The organism is Qipengyuania qiaonensis (assembly GCF_019711515.1).
In the GTDB taxonomy this organism is placed as follows: domain Bacteria; phylum Pseudomonadota; class Alphaproteobacteria; order Sphingomonadales; family Sphingomonadaceae; genus Qipengyuania; species Qipengyuania qiaonensis.
The window spans coordinates 1-18,436 of the sequence record NZ_JAIGNO010000002.1; the positions used below are offsets into that span (position 1 = coordinate 1).

Sequence of the window (18,436 nt, forward strand, 5' to 3'; positions counted from 1 at the left end):
TCCCAGTTGAAGAAGACGATGTACGGACCCGTCTCGCAGACCGGCGCCGGAGGCGGCGGGGGCGGAGGCGGCGGAGGCGGCGGAGGCGGCGGAGGCGGCGGAGGCGGCGGAGCCGCAGGTTCGCCGAAGTTGTACGCCAGCGTCGCCATCAGCGAGTGCGAACGGAAACCGACCTTCGCATCGCGCCCATCGAACGCGACCAGGTCGTTGCCGAACTGGTTGTAGAAGCGATACTTCAGACCGAGGTCGATATTGTCGGTGATCGGAGCGCGAACACCGGCAAGCGCCTGCCATGCGAAACCGGAATCGCTGTCGGCAACGTCGATCGACGGAAACGCGGTAAGCACGCCAACCTTGACGCGGCCAACGCCGGCACCACCGCCGACGAAGCCCTGCAGGCCGTCATCGGGGCCGAAATCGACCAGGCCGTTGAGCATGAAGCTCAGCGCTTCTGCACCACCGCCGACTTCGGGATCGTCCAGGCCGACATTATTGTCGGTATAGCTGTCTTCTTCGGCGCGACGGAAGCTGACTTCAGCTTCCATACGGAACGGACCGAAGTCGTAACCGACGATACCGCCGACATCGTAACCGATACCGGTATTGAGTGTACCAACTTCATTGGAACCCGAGATGTTGTCGATATCTTCGACGATCACAGCACCGGCATCGAGTTCGATATACCAGCTATCATCTTTGGCCAAGGCCGGCGATGCAAGGGCCGTAGAGGCCATCGCCATTCCTATGACGAATTTCCGCATTATAGTTTCCCCTTTTTGCGAATTGGAGCCACCGAGTGGGTTATATCTAACTTTCAAGCCCCATGGTGGCAAGCAAACAATCGACGGGAACTGTTGCATTAATGCCTCTTTTCCCGCGCTGTAAGAATGAGTTCCGAGAGATTGGACCCTTTCCGTATCTGGCGAACGTCATTGTTCGGATGGGGTTCCCGTCAATCGGACGGAAAAATCGCAAGTGTGGCAAGCATGTCGACAATCGCCGCTATCGCCGCTCGCGCTTCCGCGTCGACAGTCGCACCTCCCGACGGAAGGTCGGGCCGGGCCGCTCGACGCCACCCGTCGACATAGGCGATACGACCGCCGCTTGACCGATCGACGACATGCATGCCGTCCACCGGTTTGCAAAAGGTCCACTGGGTTCCGTCCCATGACGCCAGGGCTCCCTCGTGACCCTGCCAGTCGTCGGTCGCCGGAGCTTGGACGAGCCAGCACTCGCCCGGCACCGGGTCGATGGGCGGGGCGCTCGCTTCGCCTTCGATGGCCGCGTGCAGCAGGGCATCGATCCGCGCCAGCGCTTCGTTGACGAATAATTCCCGCTGTGCCTGGCCCGCAGCCAGCATGGCAAACGAATGGCGGGGGGTGGTCGTATCGAAGGCGACCGGTTGGGTCATGTCAGGCTCCTGTCAGCTGGAGGGAAGGGTGGTGAGACGAAGCGGTGGCGAGACCGCGAAACTGCCCTTTTGGCGCACCCATATGGGTTTGCCGGGATGGAGCACGGCAAGCGAACCGACCTCCGACGCGTCCAGCCGGAGGCGGGGTTCCAAGGTGGTCCATACCCGATCGGGCCGTTCCGAATCGCCCAGCCCGACCTCGTATATCTCCGCCTGTTCGACGAGCGGCTGTTCGACCTCGTCGAGCCAGGCCCAGCCGCCGCGCGCGCGGCGCGTCCAGCGCAATAGCAGATTGCCCTCCGGGTCCGTCTCGCCGCGCGGCTGCACCGGCAGGAGCGGGCGCCGTGTCCGCCCGACATTCTCGATCGCCGCGAAGACCGGATCGCTGTCGGCCAGGCCAATCGCGGCGAAACGGTCCTTGCCACCGGGATCGATATCCGCAGAAAGCGCCCGGAGCCTGTTGTCCAGCAGCGTGACGCGCGCTCCGGCGGCATGGCCCGCCAGCGCCTCAATCTCGGTGCCGCCCCGTCCGCGCAGCAGCCCGGTGAGGAGCCAGATGCCGCTGCCTTCGGCTTGGCATTGTGCGAACTGCACGATCTCGCCGCCGACCAGCAAACGATTGGCGCCGCCGGCAATCGCATCGAGGCCGACCGGCGCGAAACCGGCGTCATGGTCGTCGAGCTCGACGCGCAGCATGGCCGCCGCCTCGAACCGCAATCCGGGGCTGGCCCCCAGAGGCCCTGCCAGTTTCCCGCCGACCGCGCGAACAGGTCCGCTGCTTCCCGTCGGAATGAGCGTGCCGCCGCTCTCGCGGTAGAGCGATGCACCGGACCAGCGCCCGGTGGGAGCGCCGACCGCGGCATAGACCTGCGGCGTGCCCGGCGATGCAACGCCATCCCATGGCAGCTCGAACACGCGCAGGAGAGTTTCGACCGCCAGCCGGTCCGGCGCCGACCAGGCCAGCCCGCTATCCGCCGCGCTGCTGGCCATGGCGGGCGCGACATGGCGAACCAGTTCGAGTTCGATCCCGCGCTCGCGCCATTCCCGGCCCTCGATCCGCCAGAGACCCGGATGGCCCGGCGCGCGCACGATACGGCCCGGCCCCAAGGCGGGATCGAGTTCGACGATCCGCCACGAGAGCGTTTCGCCGCGCTGCCGCGCGCGGTGCGAAGCTCTTTCCAGAAGGCCGCGCGCGGCGGCGGCTTCGAACACGCCGGGAAATTCGAGCGTCTGGCCCGCAATTCCCGGCTCCATGCCGTCCGCGCGCTGGAGGCTAGGCTGATAATCGCGCGAGGGATCGTAATAGCGCAAGGCCGACAATGTCTCGCCGACCGGCGATCTGCGCGCCAGGTCGGTGCCATTGTCGCGCCCGAAATCGCCTTCGTCCCATGCCGCGGGTGGTGGTAGAACTGGGACCTCCCCGACCGGCTGCTCGCCGCCCTTGATCGCCGCGCGTCCATCGCGCGTCACGGCATCGAGCGGCCTGAGCCGGTCGAACTGCGCGAGCAGCGCCGCCAGGCTGCCGCCTTCGTGAATGAAGCCGTCGAGCTCCGGAAAATCCGCCCGGCTGCTATCGATATCGACCTGTCCTGCCAGTTCGCTCACAATGTCGGCGGCGGAACCTGCGAAAACCTCGAAGCTGATCGCGGGAATGCGATTGCCGAAATCCTCGAGCGCCAGATCCTCGAACACCACATAGGCGCAGCCGCGATGCGCGGGACATTGCGCGCCGATGCCGGCGGCCATCAGCGGGTCCGGCAACTGGTCCGCGTGACCCCTGTGAATGCGCAGCTTGCCTCTGGTCTTGAGATCGCCTTCCTTCCCACGGAGTAGATTCCCGTCGGCCCAGATGCGGCCGACCCGGTCTATCGGCCGGCTCGACAGCGCCACGGCGAGCGACACCGAATAGCTGTAGGCGGTCGTTCCCGGCGAGCCCTTGCCTCCGCTGCTGCTGTCGCGACGTTCCGTAAGGTCGGTCGCCCACACGATCGTGCCCGGAACGCGCACCGTCCCGTAGAGCGCGGGGATCGGCTGGCCGTAGCTCGACGTGCTGATCGCCAGTTCCTTCAGCCGCGGGCCTTCGCGGCGCGGCGTGCCGATGATCGCGGTATCGAGACTGCGGCCGAGGGTGGCGCCGATGGCGCCGCCCAGCGGGCCGCCGACCAGCGTTCCGACTGCTCCGAGGACTAGCGTGGCCATGATTGCTCCGGGATGGAAGCGACCCGCCACTGCGCGAGTAGCGGGTCGAGGGGGACGAGATGCTGGACGACCACGCGCCGCAGCCCGGCATGGGCATGGACGAACCGGTCGCCGCCCAGCGCGACGAGGAGGTGATGCTGGCCGGGGCCGGGCCGTGTGAGCAGAATGTCGCCGCGCCGGATCGGGCCTGCGCAAGCCGCGAGGCCGTTCGCTTCGGCAAGGTTCAGCCAGCGCGCGATATCGGCATTGCGCAGGCCGTATCCCTGCGGCCAGCGCACGTCCTGCCCGCAATCCATCAGCGAGGTGCCGACCAGGCCGATGCAGTCGAGGCCGGTCTCGCGGCTGCGTCCATGCAGCCGGAAGCGGGTGCCGATCAGCGCTTCCGCCGCCCGGGCGATCACTTCGCCGCACGCACTCATCGCGGCACCGGATATTGGGCGAGCATGTCGTTGCCCGGCAGGAAAGGCTCGCCCTGGAAATTGACCGCATTGCCGAAGCGGGCGGCGCAGGTCGCCACCGTCTTGTCGCACCCTTCGCGCAGGCGCACCCGCAGGCCGGCAGCCCATTCGACATCGATCCGCTCGGCCAGCGTCAGCACATTGCCACTCGTCGCCACGATCCGCGCGGCAAGCCCGATTGCAGGCCCGTCGAGCCAGCGCAACGTGCCGTAACGATAGGCGGACGCATCGGCGGTCGCGACGCTCACCGTCCCCGCATCGCTGTCGATCGCCGTCACTTCCGCCCGCATGTCGAACGCCGCCGGGTTCAACCCGCAACCCGGCCCGCAGAAGCGGGCACGGCAGGATGGGCCGGTCAGCGGGATCGGGTCGTGCGCCAGCCGCGCCTTGGCCGATGCCAGTTCGGCGCGGAACCCCGCCGCCTCGTAACCGACGCCGACAATGCTGCCGATATAGAGCAAGGCATTTTCCAGCGTATCCCAGTCGACCACGCCGCTGGCGATTCGCGCGCCGTCGAACCGTCCGCTCGCCAGATCGGCGGCGGTCACGCTGGCATGGCTCAGCGCGCCTTCGACGTCGCCCGGATCGTCCTCGAACCCAGCGGTCAAGCGGATGGCGGATGGCAGCATGCCGGGTGCGGCGCGGTGGAGAATGCCGCCGAACCACAGATCGCGGTTATGGGTGGTAAAGCCCAGCGTCACCCCGTCGCGTCGGTAGATGCGCCACCAGGTCGCCGCAGTGTCGAGCTCGGCGGCGAAGAAGACCCGGCTCATGCCGCCTCGCGGATTTCGATCAGCGGCACCGATGGCGCTTCGCCCGCCGCGAAGGACAGGCCGCTGACGTCCAGCCGGTCCTCGGCGAAGCGGACGGGCACGTCGAACAGGAAGCCCGCCGTAATCCGTGCGCCAGCGGCGGGCGCGGTATCGAACACGATCCAGCCGCCCGCTTCATATGCCCATCCCCCGGTCACAGCCCCGCCCACCGCCACCGCAATGCTGGCCATGTCGGGCCGCGTGATTACGCGCGCCTGCTCGCCATAGGTCTTCACCAGCCGGAAGCGGCTGGCCATGCCGTCGCCCACGCCCAGCAACTGGTCGGTCGCGGCAGGCGCGCCGGTCATCCCGGCGGAGCTGAAATCGAACGGATCGCGCAGGCGAAAGCCGCGTGCCGGGCCATAGCGCGCGCGGAAGAAGGCGATCAGCGTGCCCAGTTCCGCCTCGGACCGGATCCCCGGCCCCACATCGTAGCGCATCCGCGCATCGGACCACAGCGCATTGCGATGCTCGTAACCCGATGCGGTCACCGCGACCGAGGTCGAGAATTCGGGGCTCGCCGCCGCATCGCGGCCGAGCGCGAGCGGATAGGCGACATCGTCGAAAGGGGTCATTGCGTCTTCTCCGGGGGGTGGCAGGCGGGTGTATCCGTCGCGCGCGACCTGCGGCAGCGCCCAGACGAAGCGTTGGGTCACGCCGCGCCGCCGCGCTTCGTCGAGCGCCGCATCGATCCGCGGCCAGTAGGTGTCGGCATGTTCGGGCAGCAGCACGAAGCCCGCCATGTAATCCTGCCGCGCGACCGGGTAGCCGAGCCGCTGGGTGACGAAGGCGATACCCCGCCGCCGTTCGGCCTCGGCCCCGCCGGTCAGCCAGTCGTAATCCTCCAGCTGCAACCGGTCGAAGGCGGGCCAGGCCCAGCCTTCCGGCAGGTTGGCACGATAAAGCTCGGGCATGGCGGGATCGAGCAGGGTCGGCGTGAAGGCCAGCAGCAGGATCTCCGCCGTGCCGCCCGCGGCATCGCGCACGGATTGCGCCAGCGCAGCGGTCGATTGCGCCAGCAGCACGCCCGCCGCGTCCAGCACATTGCGCTGCGCTGGGTTCAGCGGCGCGCGCATGTCGGTTATCGCCGCCGGCGATCCGCCCAGCGCCGCCTGTGCCGCCGCATCGTACAGGCAGGGTGCACCGCTGGCGGGCTGGACCCACCACCAGGGCTCGCCGATCTGGAACAGCACCGGCAGGCCCGCGCCCCGCGCGATACCCACGAACGCCGCAGCGACCTGCCGCAGATAGCCCATCGCCCCGCCATGCGCGGGCGACAGCAGCGTCGATGGCGGTTCCCAGCCGGTCAGCGCGGGCGATCCGTCATGCGCGCGCTGCTTCCAGTCGTTCCAGCAATGCGCGTCGAACAGTTCGTAGGAGAGCGACCAGATCACCTCGAAACCGTGCCGCTTCGCCTCGGCGGCGAAGGATCGATGCCAGGCCGCGCAAGGCGCGTTCAGCACGCCGCCCGCCAGGCTGACATAATGCCCGCCGCCCAGCGGTTCGAGCCGGAAATAATGGCTCATACCGGCATAATGGACGATCCGCCCGCGATAGCCGAGCCCCTCGACACAGCGCAGCAGCCGCGCCGGGGTCTGGTTGAAACAGTCGTCATAGGCGGTGGCGATCTGCTCGCCATGCGCGGGCACCAGCACATCGCCGATTGCCAGCATGGCGCGCTCGCCCTCGCAGCTTATGCCGGACATTTCGGCCCAGCCCTCGACCCGCGCGGGCAGCACCTCCTCGCTGCCTTCGACATAGCCCTGCGGCACCAGGCTGACGAACATCCGGTCGATATCGTGCGGATGCACCGCCTCGCCCGGCAGCACGTAACCCGATTGGAGGGCGGAAAACGGAAGCTCGATCTGCGCATCGGTGGGCGTCCCGCTGGCATAGTTCCACAGCCGGACATACCATGCGCGCGCAGTGCCGGCCGCGTCGCGCCCCTCGATCGTCAGCGTCGGCCCATGCGGCACGTCGAGCGCCAGCACGCCGCCGCTCCGCCAGCGAAAGCGCAGCACGCAATGCGCGTAATCGCGCTGCGTTTCATAAGCCAGCAGCGGATGGTCGAGCGTATCTGCGCTATCCCAGATCAGCCCGGCCAGCTCGCCCTTGTGGTAGAAGGTGCAATCCACCCGCAGCGCATCGGGCGCGGTGGTCACCACGCTCGCCATCATCGGGCGGGGGAAATTGACTGCCCAGAACCGCGGATCGAAGCGCTGGATATGATCGGAATGCTGCCCGTTGCGTTCGCGGGCAAGCCAGAAGGTCATGTCTGGTCTCCACCGGTAAGGATTCGTCACCCCGGACTTGATCCGGGGTCGGGCTACTGGCGGCGCAGTGAGACCCGCGAAGAAAAGCACCGCCCCGGATCAAGTCCGGGGTGACGGCGATGCAAAGTGAGCGCGTATTGTCCGCGTTACGTCGCCAACACCCGCCGCACCGCGCTTGCCACCTGCCGCGCACTGCGTTGCATGGCCACGGGCGCGCCGGTGCCGCGCGGGCTCGTAAGATTGATCGCCACCCGCACTTCGCGCGCGGACGCGGTGCCGGCATTCGCCTCCACCCGCCCGGCGCTGGCGGGCACGAACAGTTCCGGCCCGCGCTCGCCGACCAGATAGGGGCGCTCGGGCGACACGATCCCGCCGGTCGCGCGTCCGGGCAAGCCGAACAGCGCGCCCACCGCCCCTCCGATCGCCCCGCCCAGATCGCCGCCGCCCGCACCGCCGAACAGTCTGTCCAGCCCCAGTTGCAGCGCCTGCGCCGCGATCTGGTCGAGCGCGCCCGACGCCACCCGTTTCAGATCGTCGAAGCCCAGGCTGCCCTTGCGGATCGCGGACAGCAGCCCGCGTTCCAGCACCGTGCCCGCCCGCTCGAACCCGTCGAGCAGCGTCGTGTCGAACGAGCTGCGCAGCGCGCGCATATCCGCGCCGAAGGCCTGCGTATCGGCGCGCACCGCCACGATCAGTTCGTCGATATCGTCATCCATGGGCATCCCTTTCGATCAGCGCCGCGATCTCGGCGCGCGTAGGCGGCGTGTCGGCGGGCAGCGGCTGGGCGAGGGAGGCGGCGAGTTCGGACGGCGTCGCGCCCCAGAATGTGCGCGGCGTCCAGTGCAGATGGACCGCGGCGAGCGACGCCAGCCGCAGCGCGCCCGCCGCGAAAGTCCCGCTCAATTTCCCCCCTCCCTTGAGGGAGGGGCCGGGGGTGGGTGTACGGCGCGTCCCTGGCAGGTCGAACCCCCACCCCTGACCCCTCCCCACGGGGAGGTGAATTGCGTTGGTCGAAAGGTCACGACTGCCCCTTCAAAATCTCGCCAAGCAGCGTGCGCAGCGGTTTGGCCGCGGCGGCAAGGCCTTGCGCCAGCACCGCCTCGCCCACTGCTTGGCGGGTCGTTTCGCCGCGCTCGGCCAGGCAGTGCCAGAAAAGCGCGGCGATTTCGGACAGCCGTAATTGGCCTTGGCCCGCGCGCTCGACCAGCGCGAACAGCGGGCCGAGCTCGTCCTCGGCACGCACGAGCGCATCGAAGCTCGGGCGCAGCAGACAGGGCCTGCCGCCAATGTCCAGCGTGGCTTCGCCTCTCGCGGAATTGCTCATCACGGCGCCCCGACCGGCACCACCGCGCCGGAGCTTTCGAGCTGCACCGCATAGGTCCGCTCGCCATTGAAATCGCCCGCATAGTCCAGCCGCTGGACGAGGAAGCGCCCGCGCATCTTCGCGCCGTCTTCGAAACTCAGCTCGTATTCGTCCAGTGTCCCGGCCAGCGCGTGGCTGCGGATCGCAATCTCGGCATCGGACGCCAGGAATATCCCGCTGGCGGACACCGAGACCGAACGCGTCCCCGCGCCCGACAGCAGCTCGCGCCAGCCGCCGCTGCCCTTGTGGGTCACCACCACCGTATCGCCATTGACACTCATCTGCGTGGTGCGAAGCCCGGCCACGGCCTCGTAGGTGACGGGCGCGCCGCCATCCCCGATCTTGAGCAGGAATGCGGCACCTTTCTGGGCTGTCATTATGAGGGTCCTTTCGATTGATACGGGGCAGGGGCGCGCGCAGATGCCGCGGCCATCTCGTGGGGGCGGCGAAGCCGCAGGGTGTCTCACACGAAGACACGAAGATCTTCGTTTGGGGGCGCAGCGACGCGCTCCATCTTCGTGTCTTCGTGTGAGCCTAATCGCCGCTACGCGGCAGGCCGGACGCCCTGCGATCTCTGCGCGAAACGAAGTCAGGGATCAGTCATCCGCCAGCAGTTTGAACGCAAACTCCAGCAGCACCGCGCGGGCATTGCGGCGGCGGCGCTCCACGCGGCTGCGCAGGAAGCGCGTCACCACCACGCGAAAGCCCCCTTGCTGCGGGGCCAGCGTGGCGATGCGCTGTTCGATGCGGGTCGCGAGGAAGCCGGTTTCGGCAGGATCGTCGCCGCGCCCGATCAGCTCCAGCGCCAGCCGGACCTCGCGGCCCGTGGCGGTCTTGGTCGACCAGTCGGTGCTGGCGCTGGCGGCGATGGCGATGTTTGGCGGGCTGGCGGCGGCCGGCCCTTCCTCCGCGATGGTGTTGACCATATCGGCGAGGAAGGGATCGGCCCGCAGCCAGGCGATGATGGCGATGCGCAGGGCGGTTTCCATCTATCGGCCCCCCTTGGTGAAGATCGGCCACAGCAGGTCCGCGCGGTGCCACGATGTTTGGCCGCGCCGCGCGCGCAGATGGCTCTCCGCCCGGGCGGCGGCGCGGCGCGTCAGGCGCTCCGCCAGCGCGGCGAAGCTCACAGCCGCACCATGCGATAGGGCCGCCACAGCGCGGCAATGGCGGCGGGCAACTGCGCCGCGCCCTCGTCGCGCTCGCGATAGTGATGCGCGGCGAAGCGCACGATCCCGTGGCGCAGCGCCTCGTCGAGATCGGCCCATTCGGCTGCGCCATGGCCGGTAAACCGCGCACAGATCTGCCACGCAGTATCGAGCAGGCGCAGCAGCAGCGCATCCTCGCCCGCCGTGCCGATCGCCAGCCATTGCTTGAGGTCGGCCAGCGGCTGGCCGGATAGGTCGGGCATGGAGTTATCCTTCTTCTGAAAATCCTCCCCGAAACGGGGAGGGGGACCACCGCAGGTGGTGGAGGGGCACGATCGGCTTTCCGGAACCGCGGCGGGTGCCCCTCCACCCCGAGCCGCTGCGCGTCTCGCGGTCCCCCTCCCCCGGCGGGGGAGGTTACAATTCCACCTTCAGCAGCTTGATCGCATTGCTATCCAGCACCTGTCCGCCCACGCGCTTGGTGGCGTAGAAGTGGACGAACGGCTTGTTGGTGAAAGGATCGCGCAGCACCTGTGTCGCGCTGCGTTCGGCGATCAGATAGCCGTGGCGGAAATTGCCGAAGGCGATGGGGCAGGCATCCGCCGCGATATCGGGCATGTCCTCCGCCTCGACCACCGGATAGCCCAGCAGGCGGTCGGGCTGGCCGTCCACCAGGCCCGGCTGCCACAGGAACGCGCCATCCGCGGTCTTGAGCTTGCGCACCTCGGCCAGCGTGGCCGAATTCATCACGAAGCTCGCGCCCTGCCGGTGCCCGGCCTTCAGCGTGTGGACCAGATCGATCAGCTTCGCATCGGGATTGGCATCGAAGCCGCCCGCATCGCCGCTGGCGATATATTGCAGCGTACCGAAGGGCCGGTCCCCGTCGAAATCCTCCGACATGGGCGCGGCGAGGAAGCCCTTCGGCTGGTTCACGCCGGTCCCGTTCACGAAGGCCGCCCCTTCCGCCCGGGCGAATTCGGTCGCGATCTCGGCGGCCAGCCAGTTTTCGATATCGAAGCCGGCATCGTCCAGCATCGCCTGGCTCGCCGCGGGATTGGCGAACAGCTCGCCCGTGGGCGGGGCGATTTCCGCGAAGTTCGGCGTGCCGGTTTCCGGGCGACCCGCCGTCTCGGCAACCCAGCCGCTCGCCGTGCTGCCGGTGGTCACGAGCTTGCGATAGCCCGCACTGCCCGTCTGCACCACTTGCGCGATGGCGCGGATGGGGCTGATGTCGGTCAGCGCGCGGGCGATGGCCGCGTCGATCTGGCGCGGCACGGCATAGCCGCCATCGGCGGGCACGGTACCGGTGATCGACTTGAACTCGGCGGTCGATCCGCGGCGCAGATAGCCTTGGACGAAGCCCTTCACCTCGGGCGCAGTCTCGTCGGCGGCGGCAAGGGCAGGGCGGGCGGCGGCACGGCCAATCCGCTCCACGCGCGCCTTCACCTCGTCGACATCGGATCGCAGCAAAGCGACATCGGCTTCGGTCTTGTCCTGCCGGGCGACGATATCGAAACTCGCCTCGGCGGGGTCTGTGGTGGTATCTGTCGTGGGGGTAGTAGCGTCCATGGGTGGTCCTTTCCTGGAGTGTGAAAAATTCGGTGGGCGGGGGCGGAGTTCGCGCAGAGGCCGCGGCAATTTCTGCACGCGGCGAAGCCGCAGGTTTCGCACACGAAGACACGAAGATGTCCGTTCGAGGGTGCGGCTGCGCACTCCATCTTTGTGTCTTCGTGTGAGTCTATCTTCGTGTGAGTCTAATCGCCGCTGCGCGGCAGGCCGGACGCCCTCCGGCATCTGCGCGAAACGAATGTCTCGGGATCAGCTCATGAAATGCACGCGCGCCCCGTATTGCAGCGGATGCGTCACCACGCTGACCTCGAACAGCTCGATGTCCTTGAGTTCGCGGCCCGCGGATGTCTGGCGATAGCGCCGCGCGCGATAGCCGAAGCTCAGGCCGTTCACCGCTCGCTCGCGCAGCAATTTGGCGGCGCGGCCATCCGGATTGTCGACACTCGCGATGATCCGCAGCCCGCGCGCATCCTCGCCGGCGGTCTCGACCCAGCCGATGCGCCGGTCGGGCCGGTGCTGCCAGTAGAGCGGATAGCGCTCCTGCCGCTCCGCCAGCGTCCGCGCGAAGGCCCCGCGCCGGATCGTATCGCGCGCCCCGTCGGGCCGGTCGAACAGCGCGGCATAGCCCGCAATGCGCAGCACCCGCTCACCCCGGACCTGTTCCGCGGTCACGACAGCATCTCCCCCACGCCCAGCCGCACCGCGATGCCGACCAGCAACAGCGCCAGCACGCCCTTGACCAGCCAGTCCACCGCCGCCTTCCACGCGGAAGCCTTGGCATCGCGCCAGGCGCCCAGCAGCTCGCGCAATTCGTCGATATCGCCCTGCGCCGATGGATCGCCGAGGCCGAGCCGGTCGAGCACGCGGTTCGCGCCCAGTTCGCTCGCTTCCTCGACGATGGCGCGCAGGGTGATCAGCTCCGCCCCGTCGCGGTCGGCCTGCGCGATCAGCCGCGCGAGCATGTCGTCCGTCGTCATTGCCTGTTCTCCATTTTCGCCAGTCCAAGAAGCTCTCGTTTCTCCAGATCGGTTAGAAAACTCGCCCCGCTGACCTGCGCCCACAGCTTCTCGCGGTCCTCCGCCAGCGCGGGCACCCGGTCGAGATCGACCGTCGGGCCTTCCGCGAACCAGTCGGCCAGCCCGGCATGCAGCCCGTTCAGGATCTTCGCGGCGAGCGGCAGCAGCGTCAGCCGCCACAGCGCGCGGTTCGCCTCGCGGTAATTGGCATAGGTGTTGTCGCCCGGCAGGCCGAGCAGCATGGGCGGCACGCCGAAAGCCAGCGCGATATCGCGCGCCGCGGCCGCCTTCAGCGTGGCGAAATCCATGTCGGCGGGGCTGAGGCTCATCGCCTTCCAGTCGAGCCCGCCTTCGAGCAGCATCGGCCGCCCGGCATTGCCGTGGCCCTGGAAGGCGCTGTGCAATTCGGCCTTCAGCCGCTCGAACTGTTCGCCCGTCAGCCCGCCCGCATCGCCCCCGCCCAAGACCAGCGCGCCGCTGGGCCGCGCGGCATTGGCCAGCAGCGCGCGGTTCCACTCGCTCGCCGCATTGTGGATCGCCACGGCGGGCGCGGCGGCGGCCAGGCAACCCGCGCCGTAATGATCGTCGCTCGGGTGGAAGCCCTTGAGGTGAATCACCTCCGGCCACCCGTCCTCGTCCTCCAGCGGCAGGGCGATCGTGCGGTCGGCCAGGATATAGCGATAGGCGGCGGGCCACCCATCCTCGCCCGCCACCACCTGCACCCGCTCGGGCCGCAAGGGGTACAGCTCGATCGGCAGGCCCGCCCCGTCCTTCACGATCTGGACATAGGCATTGCCGTGGAGCGCAAGCTGCGCCGCCAGCACTTCCGGCAACGGCTGCGATCCGCAGGAACAGGCGATCAGCTGCGCCAGCCGCGCATCCGCACAGGCGATCGGCGCGCCGCCGACCCCCTCGGCGACGATCCGCACCGCGCGCTGCGCCACCGGATTGGCCAGATAGGCCTCGGCCACCTCGCGGGCATAATCGAAGGGCCTGCGCCCCGGCAGCCCGCCATCGAAAGCGGCCGCCCAGGGAGAAACGAACCCGCGCGACACCGGCACACGGGCACCGCCCCCGCCCTTGAAGGCGGAAGCGAGGGTTGTGAGGAAGGACATGGGGTTCTCCGGTTGGGGTTAGGCAAGGCGCACCGGCCCCGGATCGGTGTCCGGGGCGACGGCAAGTTCGGTATTTCGCTTTATCGTCGGCCCGGGCTTGACCCGGGCCAGTGCTTACTCTTTCGAACAGATGTGGATCGCGAACCACTTGGCGGCTGGGTCTACATCATGGCCGATCGCTATCGCGGCGCGCTCTATGTCGGCGTGACGAGCTCGCTGGCAGCCCGGGTCACGCAACACCGCGAAGGCACCGGCTCCGACTATTGCGCGCGTCGCGGTCTCACGCGGCTGGTATGGGCGGAACGCGGCGATGCGATCGACGACTGCATCGCGCATGAGAAACGCCTCAAACGCTGGCGCCGCGCATGGAAGTTCGCCTTGATCGAGAAGGCCAATCCCGATTGGGAAGACCTGTTCGACGTGATCCTGTAAGTCGAGAAAAGCACCGGCCCCGGATCAAGTCCGGGGCGACGGGGAGAGAGTATCCCACACCCCAATCGTCGGCCCGGGCTCGACCCGGGCCAGTGCTTTCTTCCGAACCTCCCAAGCCTATGGCTCTGCCTCTCATCAGTTTTCATTGCGAAATTTTATCGGAGTAGACACAGATTCTGTTATGCGCATCTCAGACTATTTGGCTGGCATTCCGATGGTTTTTCATTCGCCATTGCCGCAGGATATCGTGACCAGCCGGATCAATTCCGCCAGCAAGTCTGTACTCAATCCATTCGCGCTGAGTGTGACGGGCTATGTCCGTTTTGGAAAGGTCATGCTCGAACACAGGTCGTTTCCTTACTATAACGCACAACCACGGTTATCAGCGCGCCTTATTCAGAATGGCGCAGGCACTACTATCGAGGGAAGATTTGGCGCGGCGACCTGGCATAAGGTATTCTTTGTCTTTTGGTACGTCTTCCTTACTTTCCTGACTATCGTCTGGATATCGATCTACTTGGGTAATTCCGACACCGGCGAGTTCTTCGGACGATTCGGCTTCTTCCTGCTCCTGTTCTGGGTTGCGCCTTTCGCATTCCACTTCATGTTCACGATGGGATGGAAGGCCGATATGGAGCGCATCGCGCAGTTTCTTGAGAAGGAAGTCGACGCCCAGATGGCTTTGGCCCAACCAATCTAACCCGATAGCTGCCAAATCCGCGGCCTTGCCCGCTTCACCAGCATCAGCTCGCTCAGCGCCCATACCAGCGCATCCGCCCTGTCCGGCGAACGCCCCGGCCCTTCGTAGCCGCCACCGGCCATCAGCCCGCACATCTCGTCCTCCAGCGCGGCGAACAGGCCCGCGTGCCTCACCCGGCCCGCCTCGTAGAGCGCGGCGACCGGTTCGGCGCGGGCCGCCTTGCCGCGGCTGGCGTGGACCAGCTTGACCGGCAGGGCGATATCCGCCGCGCGCAGCACGCTGGCCACCATCGCGCCGCCCTGATTGGCTTCGGCCACCACGCGGTCGGCCTGCCACGCCTGCGCGGCAGCGGCCACGGCGCGGGCCCAGCGTTCGGGCGTCGCCTTCGTCACCGAACAATCGGCGCGCACATAGGCCAGGCCGTCTTCGCCCAGCATGACGACCACGATCCCGCAGGCATCGCCCGATGCGCTGGCGGGCGGATCGACCGCCACCACCACGCGCCGCGCGCGTGGCACCGCGCCGGCGAGGCGGCATCGGTCGATCAGTGCACGGTCCCACAGCGCGCCTTCCATCGCGGCGACCATCTCGCCCTGCAGCTCCTGCCGCCCGAAATTGCTCGCTTCGAACTGTTCGACCATGGAGGCGAGATAATCGGCGGGCAGGATCGCGCGATTGTCGAATGTATCGCCGCGCGCCATTGCCACCTTGCCCGCTTCGGCATCCGCCATGATCCGCCGCATCAGCGCGGTCTGGCGCGGGGTGGTGGTGGCGACCACCCGTGGCACGTCGCCCAGCCGCATGGTCAGCTGCAGATTGTTCCAGCATGACATGGCGCGTTCGCCGGAATTGTCCCATTTGGCGATTTCGTCGCACCAGGCATGGCTGTGCTGCGGACCGCGCAGCGTTTCGGGCTCGGCCGCCGAATAGAGCCAGGCGATGGCTCCGTTCTCCCAGGTCAGCTTGCGCAGGCTCGGTTCGAATTGCGGGGCCAGTGCGCCGGGCGCCGCGGCCAGCACGCCGCTATCGCCTTCGACCATCACATTGCGCACCTCGGTCAGACTCGCCCCGACCAGCGCGATGCGGGCATTGCCGTCGTGTCGCGCCACGTCGCGCACCCATTCGGCCCCGGCACGGGTCTTGCCGAAGCCGCGTCCGGCGCAGATCAGCCAGGTCCGCCACGCCTCGCGCGGCGGCAGCTGCGCATCGCGGGCCCAGCCTTCCCAGTACCAGCTGCCCAGTGCGTCCAGCTCGTGCGGCTTCAATTGGCTGGCGAGTTCCTCGCGTGCGTCATCGGCTTCCTCGCCGGGCCGCCGCAGCCAGCCGCCACGCGACAGCAGTTTCGCCCTAGCCATTGCCGCGCGCCTTCGCGGCGGTCCGGCGTGCCTTGCGGATTGCCGCATCGCCGGCCCTGGCCTGCATGCGCATGGCGTCGATCTTTTCGTTGATGCTGGCGATGGTGGCGACTTCGTCGGCCAGTCTGCGCCGACCCTTTTCACGCGCGACGTTCTCGCGATGCGCGGTCAGGCAGCGCAGCGCGGTGGCGGTATCGAACTTGCGTTTCGCGGCAATGTCGGCGGGACTTTCGCCGCTGCGCAGGTGGTGCAGCAGTTCCATCTCCAGATTGTCGTAGCCTTCGGCCAATGCGGCGTACCACTGGCGGGCGAAATCGGGATCGGTGCGGCGCAGGCGATAGATCCTGTGGATCGGAATATCGGCGATAGCGGCTGCGGCGGCGACGTTCGACGTTTCCGCCAGTTCGTGGAGGAATTGTTCGATCCGCTGCGCTTCGCGCCGGGGGCGCGGGCCGCCCTTGCGCTTCGTGCGGCGGCCGTCGACCGGCTGGATCGCGTCCCACGCCTCGCGAAAGGCCTGGTTCTTGCGGCGCCGGTCATAGGGGGTGGCAGAGGTTATCCCGGCTTCGCGCGCGGCGGCGCGAACGCCCTGGCCCGTTTTCAGCGCGACCAGAAATCGCGCCACCCATGCCGGTTCTTTCCGGTTGTCGCCCTTGCTCATTCGCATCCCTTTCGTCTGCGGCGATAGCGGAGACGCAAACGGGCGGTGCCGCAGCGGCCCGCCCGTTCGAATCGCACTTTTCCGATGTTCCGGTTATGTACCCAAACAGCGTGACGGTGTCAATCAAAAAGTACCAAATAGGTTACTACCTCGGCAAATCCTCCCCGAACCGGGGAGGGGGACCGCCGACACAGTCGGGGGTGGAGGGGCACGGTCCAATGTTCCGAACCGTCGACCGCTCCCGCCATCCCCACGTCATCGCGAGAAGCGCCAGCGACGCGGCGATCCATCGCGCCCCGCCCGCCGCCAGACCGACGCCATGGATTGCCGCGCGGCCGCGCCGCTCGCAATTACGGGATGGGGAAGCGATGCTGCGCGGGCTTCGCAACTAAGCGATGGACAAGGCCTCGCACCCGCATGCCGGGGAGAATCCGGCGCGCACAACGCGATCCGTTACCTGTCTTGCGTGGCGCGCTTGAAATAGGCCAGCGGCCCCCAATTCGCGACGTGGGCCCAGCCATCTGCCTCCATCGCTCTCGACGTCCCCGATCCGCCGATCCGGCGGCAGTATTCCCACGCCCGGCCGGTATCGCGAAAGGATAGCATCAGGAAGCCGATCCTCATCAGCTCGCGTCCCCGTGCCCCTTCTTCGCGCAAGATCGCCATTTCGTTGAAGGCGTTCGCGCCGTAACGGACCACCTCTTCGCCCGGTGCGTCGGCAAGGATGCCGTTCTCCTCGGGTCGAAAACGCTGCTGGGCTGCCTGCCGCGAAATGCCCAGAATCGCGCCGATCTCGGCCCAGCTGAGACCGGCCCTGCGCCCCGCGTCGACCCAGCGCCCCAGTGCCGCACGGCCTTCGTCGGCGACGAGGTGCGCAACCGTGATCGCTTCGGCGAAACCGTCGACAGATCCGCCCGAGAAGGGCGGGTCGCGGGTGTCAGCCCAGTCGGTCACGATCCCCGCGGTCCGGTTTCTGATGCTCTGTTCCAAGGAGAGATTCATTGCGCTTCGCCTTTCTGTCAATGTTGTGTTGACATGTCGTCAATGATCTCTTGACGCGACATTGTCAACAGAAAGTTGACGAAAATCACGACACAAGCGCTTGCCCGATTACGCCCGCAAACTCCCCGTTGCTCAAGCCTTGCGGCTCGCCTAATCCCGGCCGACTTCCGGGACGCGAGGGATCTCCCCAGACATGCTGATGAAACCGCTGCGCGGGCTCTACAACTGGACGATGGACAAGGCCTCGCACCCGTATGCGGTGTGGTGGCTGGCCTTTTTCAGCTTCGTCGAATCCTCGTTCTTCCCGATTCCGCCGCATCCGCTGCTGGGGCTGATGTGCCTCGCCGAACCGAAGAAGGCGGTCAAGTTCGCGATCGTCTGCACGCTCGCCTCGGTCGCGGGCGCGCTGCTCGGCTATGCCATCGGCTGGGGGCTGTACGATACGGTCGGGGTGTGGCTGATTTCCGCGCTGGGCCTGACCGAGGCGTTTCCGGTCGCCGCCTGCCATTTGCGCGAATACGATTTCGAAGCGATCCTCATCGCGGGGGCGACGCCGGTGCCGTTCAAGCTGCTGACGATCACCGCCGGTTTCGTGGGCATGAACCTCGTTACCTTCGTGTTCTCCAGCCTCTTCGCCCGCGCGCTGATCTTCATGACGGTCGGCATATTGTTCCGCGTGTTCGGCGCCCCGATCAAGCGGGTGATCGACCAATATCTCGGCACGGTGACCACGGTCTTCGTGCTGCTGGTGGTCGGCGGCGTGCTGGTCCTGACCCAGCTCGGTGGCAGCGAGGACGAGGACGGCGGAGTGTGCGCGAATGCGACGGAGGTGCAGGGCGAGGCGTTGTCGGGCTGAGCGGCGAAGCGCTCGATTGTCATCACATTCCCATGAAATCGCCGCGCTTGTGCGCCGCCAAACCTT

General features: G+C 67.4%; 23 protein-coding genes. 3 read left to right on the forward strand and 20 right to left on the reverse strand.

The window, feature by feature from the left end; genetic code table 11:
• The 17 genes from K3174_RS02890 to K3174_RS02970 all read right to left on the reverse strand — a co-directional run.
• A partial coding sequence (locus K3174_RS02890) for an outer membrane protein (protein WP_221555423.1) occupies window positions 1-761 on the reverse strand: 761 nt, incomplete at its 3' end.
• 191 nt (window positions 762-952) lie between these two features.
• Window positions 953-1,411 carry a DUF2793 domain-containing protein gene (locus tag K3174_RS02895; protein WP_247711857.1) on the reverse strand — a complete coding sequence of 153 codons (459 nt, stop codon included), beginning with the start codon at window positions 1,409-1,411 and terminating at the stop codon, window positions 953-955.
• 12 nt (window positions 1,412-1,423) lie between these two features.
• Window positions 1,424-3,610: a phage tail protein gene (locus K3174_RS02900; protein WP_221555424.1), complete on the reverse strand. Its 2,187-nt coding sequence runs from the start codon at window positions 3,608-3,610 to the stop codon at window positions 1,424-1,426.
• Window positions 3,598-4,029: an NlpC/P60 family protein gene (locus K3174_RS02905; protein WP_247711858.1), complete on the reverse strand. Its 432-nt coding sequence runs from the start codon at window positions 4,027-4,029 to the stop codon at window positions 3,598-3,600. Before K3174_RS02905 ends, K3174_RS02900 begins: the two co-directional genes overlap by 13 nt.
• On the reverse strand, window positions 4,026-4,841 hold the full coding sequence (locus K3174_RS02910) for a DUF2163 domain-containing protein (protein ID WP_221555425.1): 816 nt from the start codon (window positions 4,839-4,841) through the stop codon (window positions 4,026-4,028). Before K3174_RS02910 ends, K3174_RS02905 begins: the two co-directional genes overlap by 4 nt.
• Window positions 4,838-7,153 (reverse strand): DUF2460 domain-containing protein, encoded by a 2,316-nt coding sequence (locus K3174_RS02915; protein WP_221555426.1) that lies wholly within the window; start codon window positions 7,151-7,153, stop codon window positions 4,838-4,840. Before K3174_RS02915 ends, K3174_RS02910 begins: the two co-directional genes overlap by 4 nt.
• A gap of 146 nt (window positions 7,154-7,299) precedes the next feature.
• A complete protein-coding gene (locus K3174_RS02920; RefSeq protein ID WP_221555427.1) occupies window positions 7,300-7,869 on the reverse strand; it encodes a tail tape measure protein in 570 nt (189 codons plus the stop codon).
• Entirely contained in the window at window positions 7,862-8,056 is a 195-nt protein-coding gene (locus K3174_RS02925) for a phage tail assembly chaperone (RefSeq protein WP_221555428.1), read from the reverse strand. Before K3174_RS02925 ends, K3174_RS02920 begins: the two co-directional genes overlap by 8 nt.
• A 115-nt stretch (window positions 8,057-8,171) precedes the next feature.
• Window positions 8,172-8,477 (reverse strand): gene transfer agent family protein, encoded by a 306-nt coding sequence (locus K3174_RS02930; protein WP_221555429.1) that lies wholly within the window; start codon window positions 8,475-8,477, stop codon window positions 8,172-8,174.
• Window positions 8,477-8,893: a phage major tail protein, TP901-1 family gene (locus K3174_RS02935; protein WP_221555430.1), complete on the reverse strand. Its 417-nt coding sequence runs from the start codon at window positions 8,891-8,893 to the stop codon at window positions 8,477-8,479. The genes K3174_RS02930 and K3174_RS02935 overlap by 1 nt, the downstream gene beginning before the upstream one ends.
• A 219-nt stretch (window positions 8,894-9,112) precedes the next feature.
• Window positions 9,113-9,505: a tail completion protein gp17 gene (gene gp17 / locus K3174_RS02940; RefSeq protein WP_221555431.1), complete on the reverse strand. Its 393-nt coding sequence runs from the start codon at window positions 9,503-9,505 to the stop codon at window positions 9,113-9,115.
• Window positions 9,506-9,646, reverse strand: a complete 141-nt coding sequence (locus K3174_RS02945) for a hypothetical protein (RefSeq protein ID WP_221555432.1) — start codon at window positions 9,644-9,646, stop codon at window positions 9,506-9,508.
• Entirely contained in the window at window positions 9,643-9,927 is a 285-nt protein-coding gene (locus K3174_RS02950) for a head-tail connector protein (protein ID WP_221555433.1), read from the reverse strand. The genes K3174_RS02945 and K3174_RS02950 overlap by 4 nt, the downstream gene beginning before the upstream one ends.
• 154 nt (window positions 9,928-10,081) lie before the next feature.
• Entirely contained in the window at window positions 10,082-11,233 is a 1,152-nt protein-coding gene (locus tag K3174_RS02955) for a phage major capsid protein (RefSeq protein WP_221555434.1), read from the reverse strand.
• A 249-nt stretch (window positions 11,234-11,482) separates the two neighbouring features.
• Window positions 11,483-11,905, reverse strand: a complete 423-nt coding sequence (locus tag K3174_RS02960; RefSeq protein WP_345719572.1) for an HK97 family phage prohead protease — start codon at window positions 11,903-11,905, stop codon at window positions 11,483-11,485.
• A complete protein-coding gene (locus K3174_RS02965; RefSeq protein WP_221555435.1) occupies window positions 11,902-12,210 on the reverse strand; it encodes a DUF6127 family protein in 309 nt (102 codons plus the stop codon). Before K3174_RS02965 ends, K3174_RS02960 begins: the two co-directional genes overlap by 4 nt.
• Window positions 12,207-13,364 carry a phage portal protein gene (locus tag K3174_RS02970; protein ID WP_221555436.1) on the reverse strand — a complete coding sequence of 386 codons (1,158 nt, stop codon included), beginning with the start codon at window positions 13,362-13,364 and terminating at the stop codon, window positions 12,207-12,209. The genes K3174_RS02965 and K3174_RS02970 overlap by 4 nt, the downstream gene beginning before the upstream one ends.
• Window positions 13,365-13,496: 132 nt before the next feature.
• On the opposite strand from K3174_RS02970, the gene K3174_RS02975 reads away from it, so the two are divergent.
• Both K3174_RS02975 and K3174_RS02980 read left to right on the forward strand, forming a co-directional pair.
• Complete coding sequence (locus tag K3174_RS02975) at window positions 13,497-13,796, forward strand: GIY-YIG nuclease family protein (RefSeq protein ID WP_221555437.1); 300 nt, start codon at window positions 13,497-13,499, stop codon at window positions 13,794-13,796.
• 181 nt (window positions 13,797-13,977) lie between these two features.
• Window positions 13,978-14,496 (forward strand): hypothetical protein, encoded by a 519-nt coding sequence (locus tag K3174_RS02980; RefSeq protein WP_221555438.1) that lies wholly within the window; start codon window positions 13,978-13,980, stop codon window positions 14,494-14,496.
• Here K3174_RS02980 and K3174_RS02985 read toward each other — a convergent pair.
• The 3 genes from K3174_RS02985 to K3174_RS02995 all read right to left on the reverse strand — a co-directional run bounded on the left by K3174_RS02985 (window position 14,493) and on the right by K3174_RS02995 (window position 17,466).
• On the reverse strand, window positions 14,493-15,851 hold the full coding sequence (locus K3174_RS02985) for a DNA-packaging protein (RefSeq protein WP_221555439.1): 1,359 nt from the start codon (window positions 15,849-15,851) through the stop codon (window positions 14,493-14,495). The two genes, K3174_RS02980 and K3174_RS02985, sit on opposite strands and share 4 nt — an antisense overlap.
• Complete coding sequence (locus K3174_RS02990) at window positions 15,844-16,512, reverse strand: hypothetical protein (protein WP_221555440.1); 669 nt, start codon at window positions 16,510-16,512, stop codon at window positions 15,844-15,846. Before K3174_RS02990 ends, K3174_RS02985 begins: the two co-directional genes overlap by 8 nt.
• 453 nt (window positions 16,513-16,965) lie before the next feature.
• The gene (locus K3174_RS02995) at window positions 16,966-17,466 is read right to left on the reverse strand and encodes a hypothetical protein (RefSeq protein WP_221555441.1); all 501 of its coding nucleotides are present in this window, start codon (window positions 17,464-17,466) and stop codon (window positions 16,966-16,968) included.
• Between the two features lie 241 nt (window positions 17,467-17,707).
• On the opposite strand from K3174_RS02995, the gene K3174_RS03000 reads away from it, so the two are divergent.
• A complete protein-coding gene (locus tag K3174_RS03000; protein WP_221555442.1) occupies window positions 17,708-18,370 on the forward strand; it encodes a YqaA family protein in 663 nt (220 codons plus the stop codon).
• Window positions 18,371-18,436 lie beyond the last annotated feature (66 nt).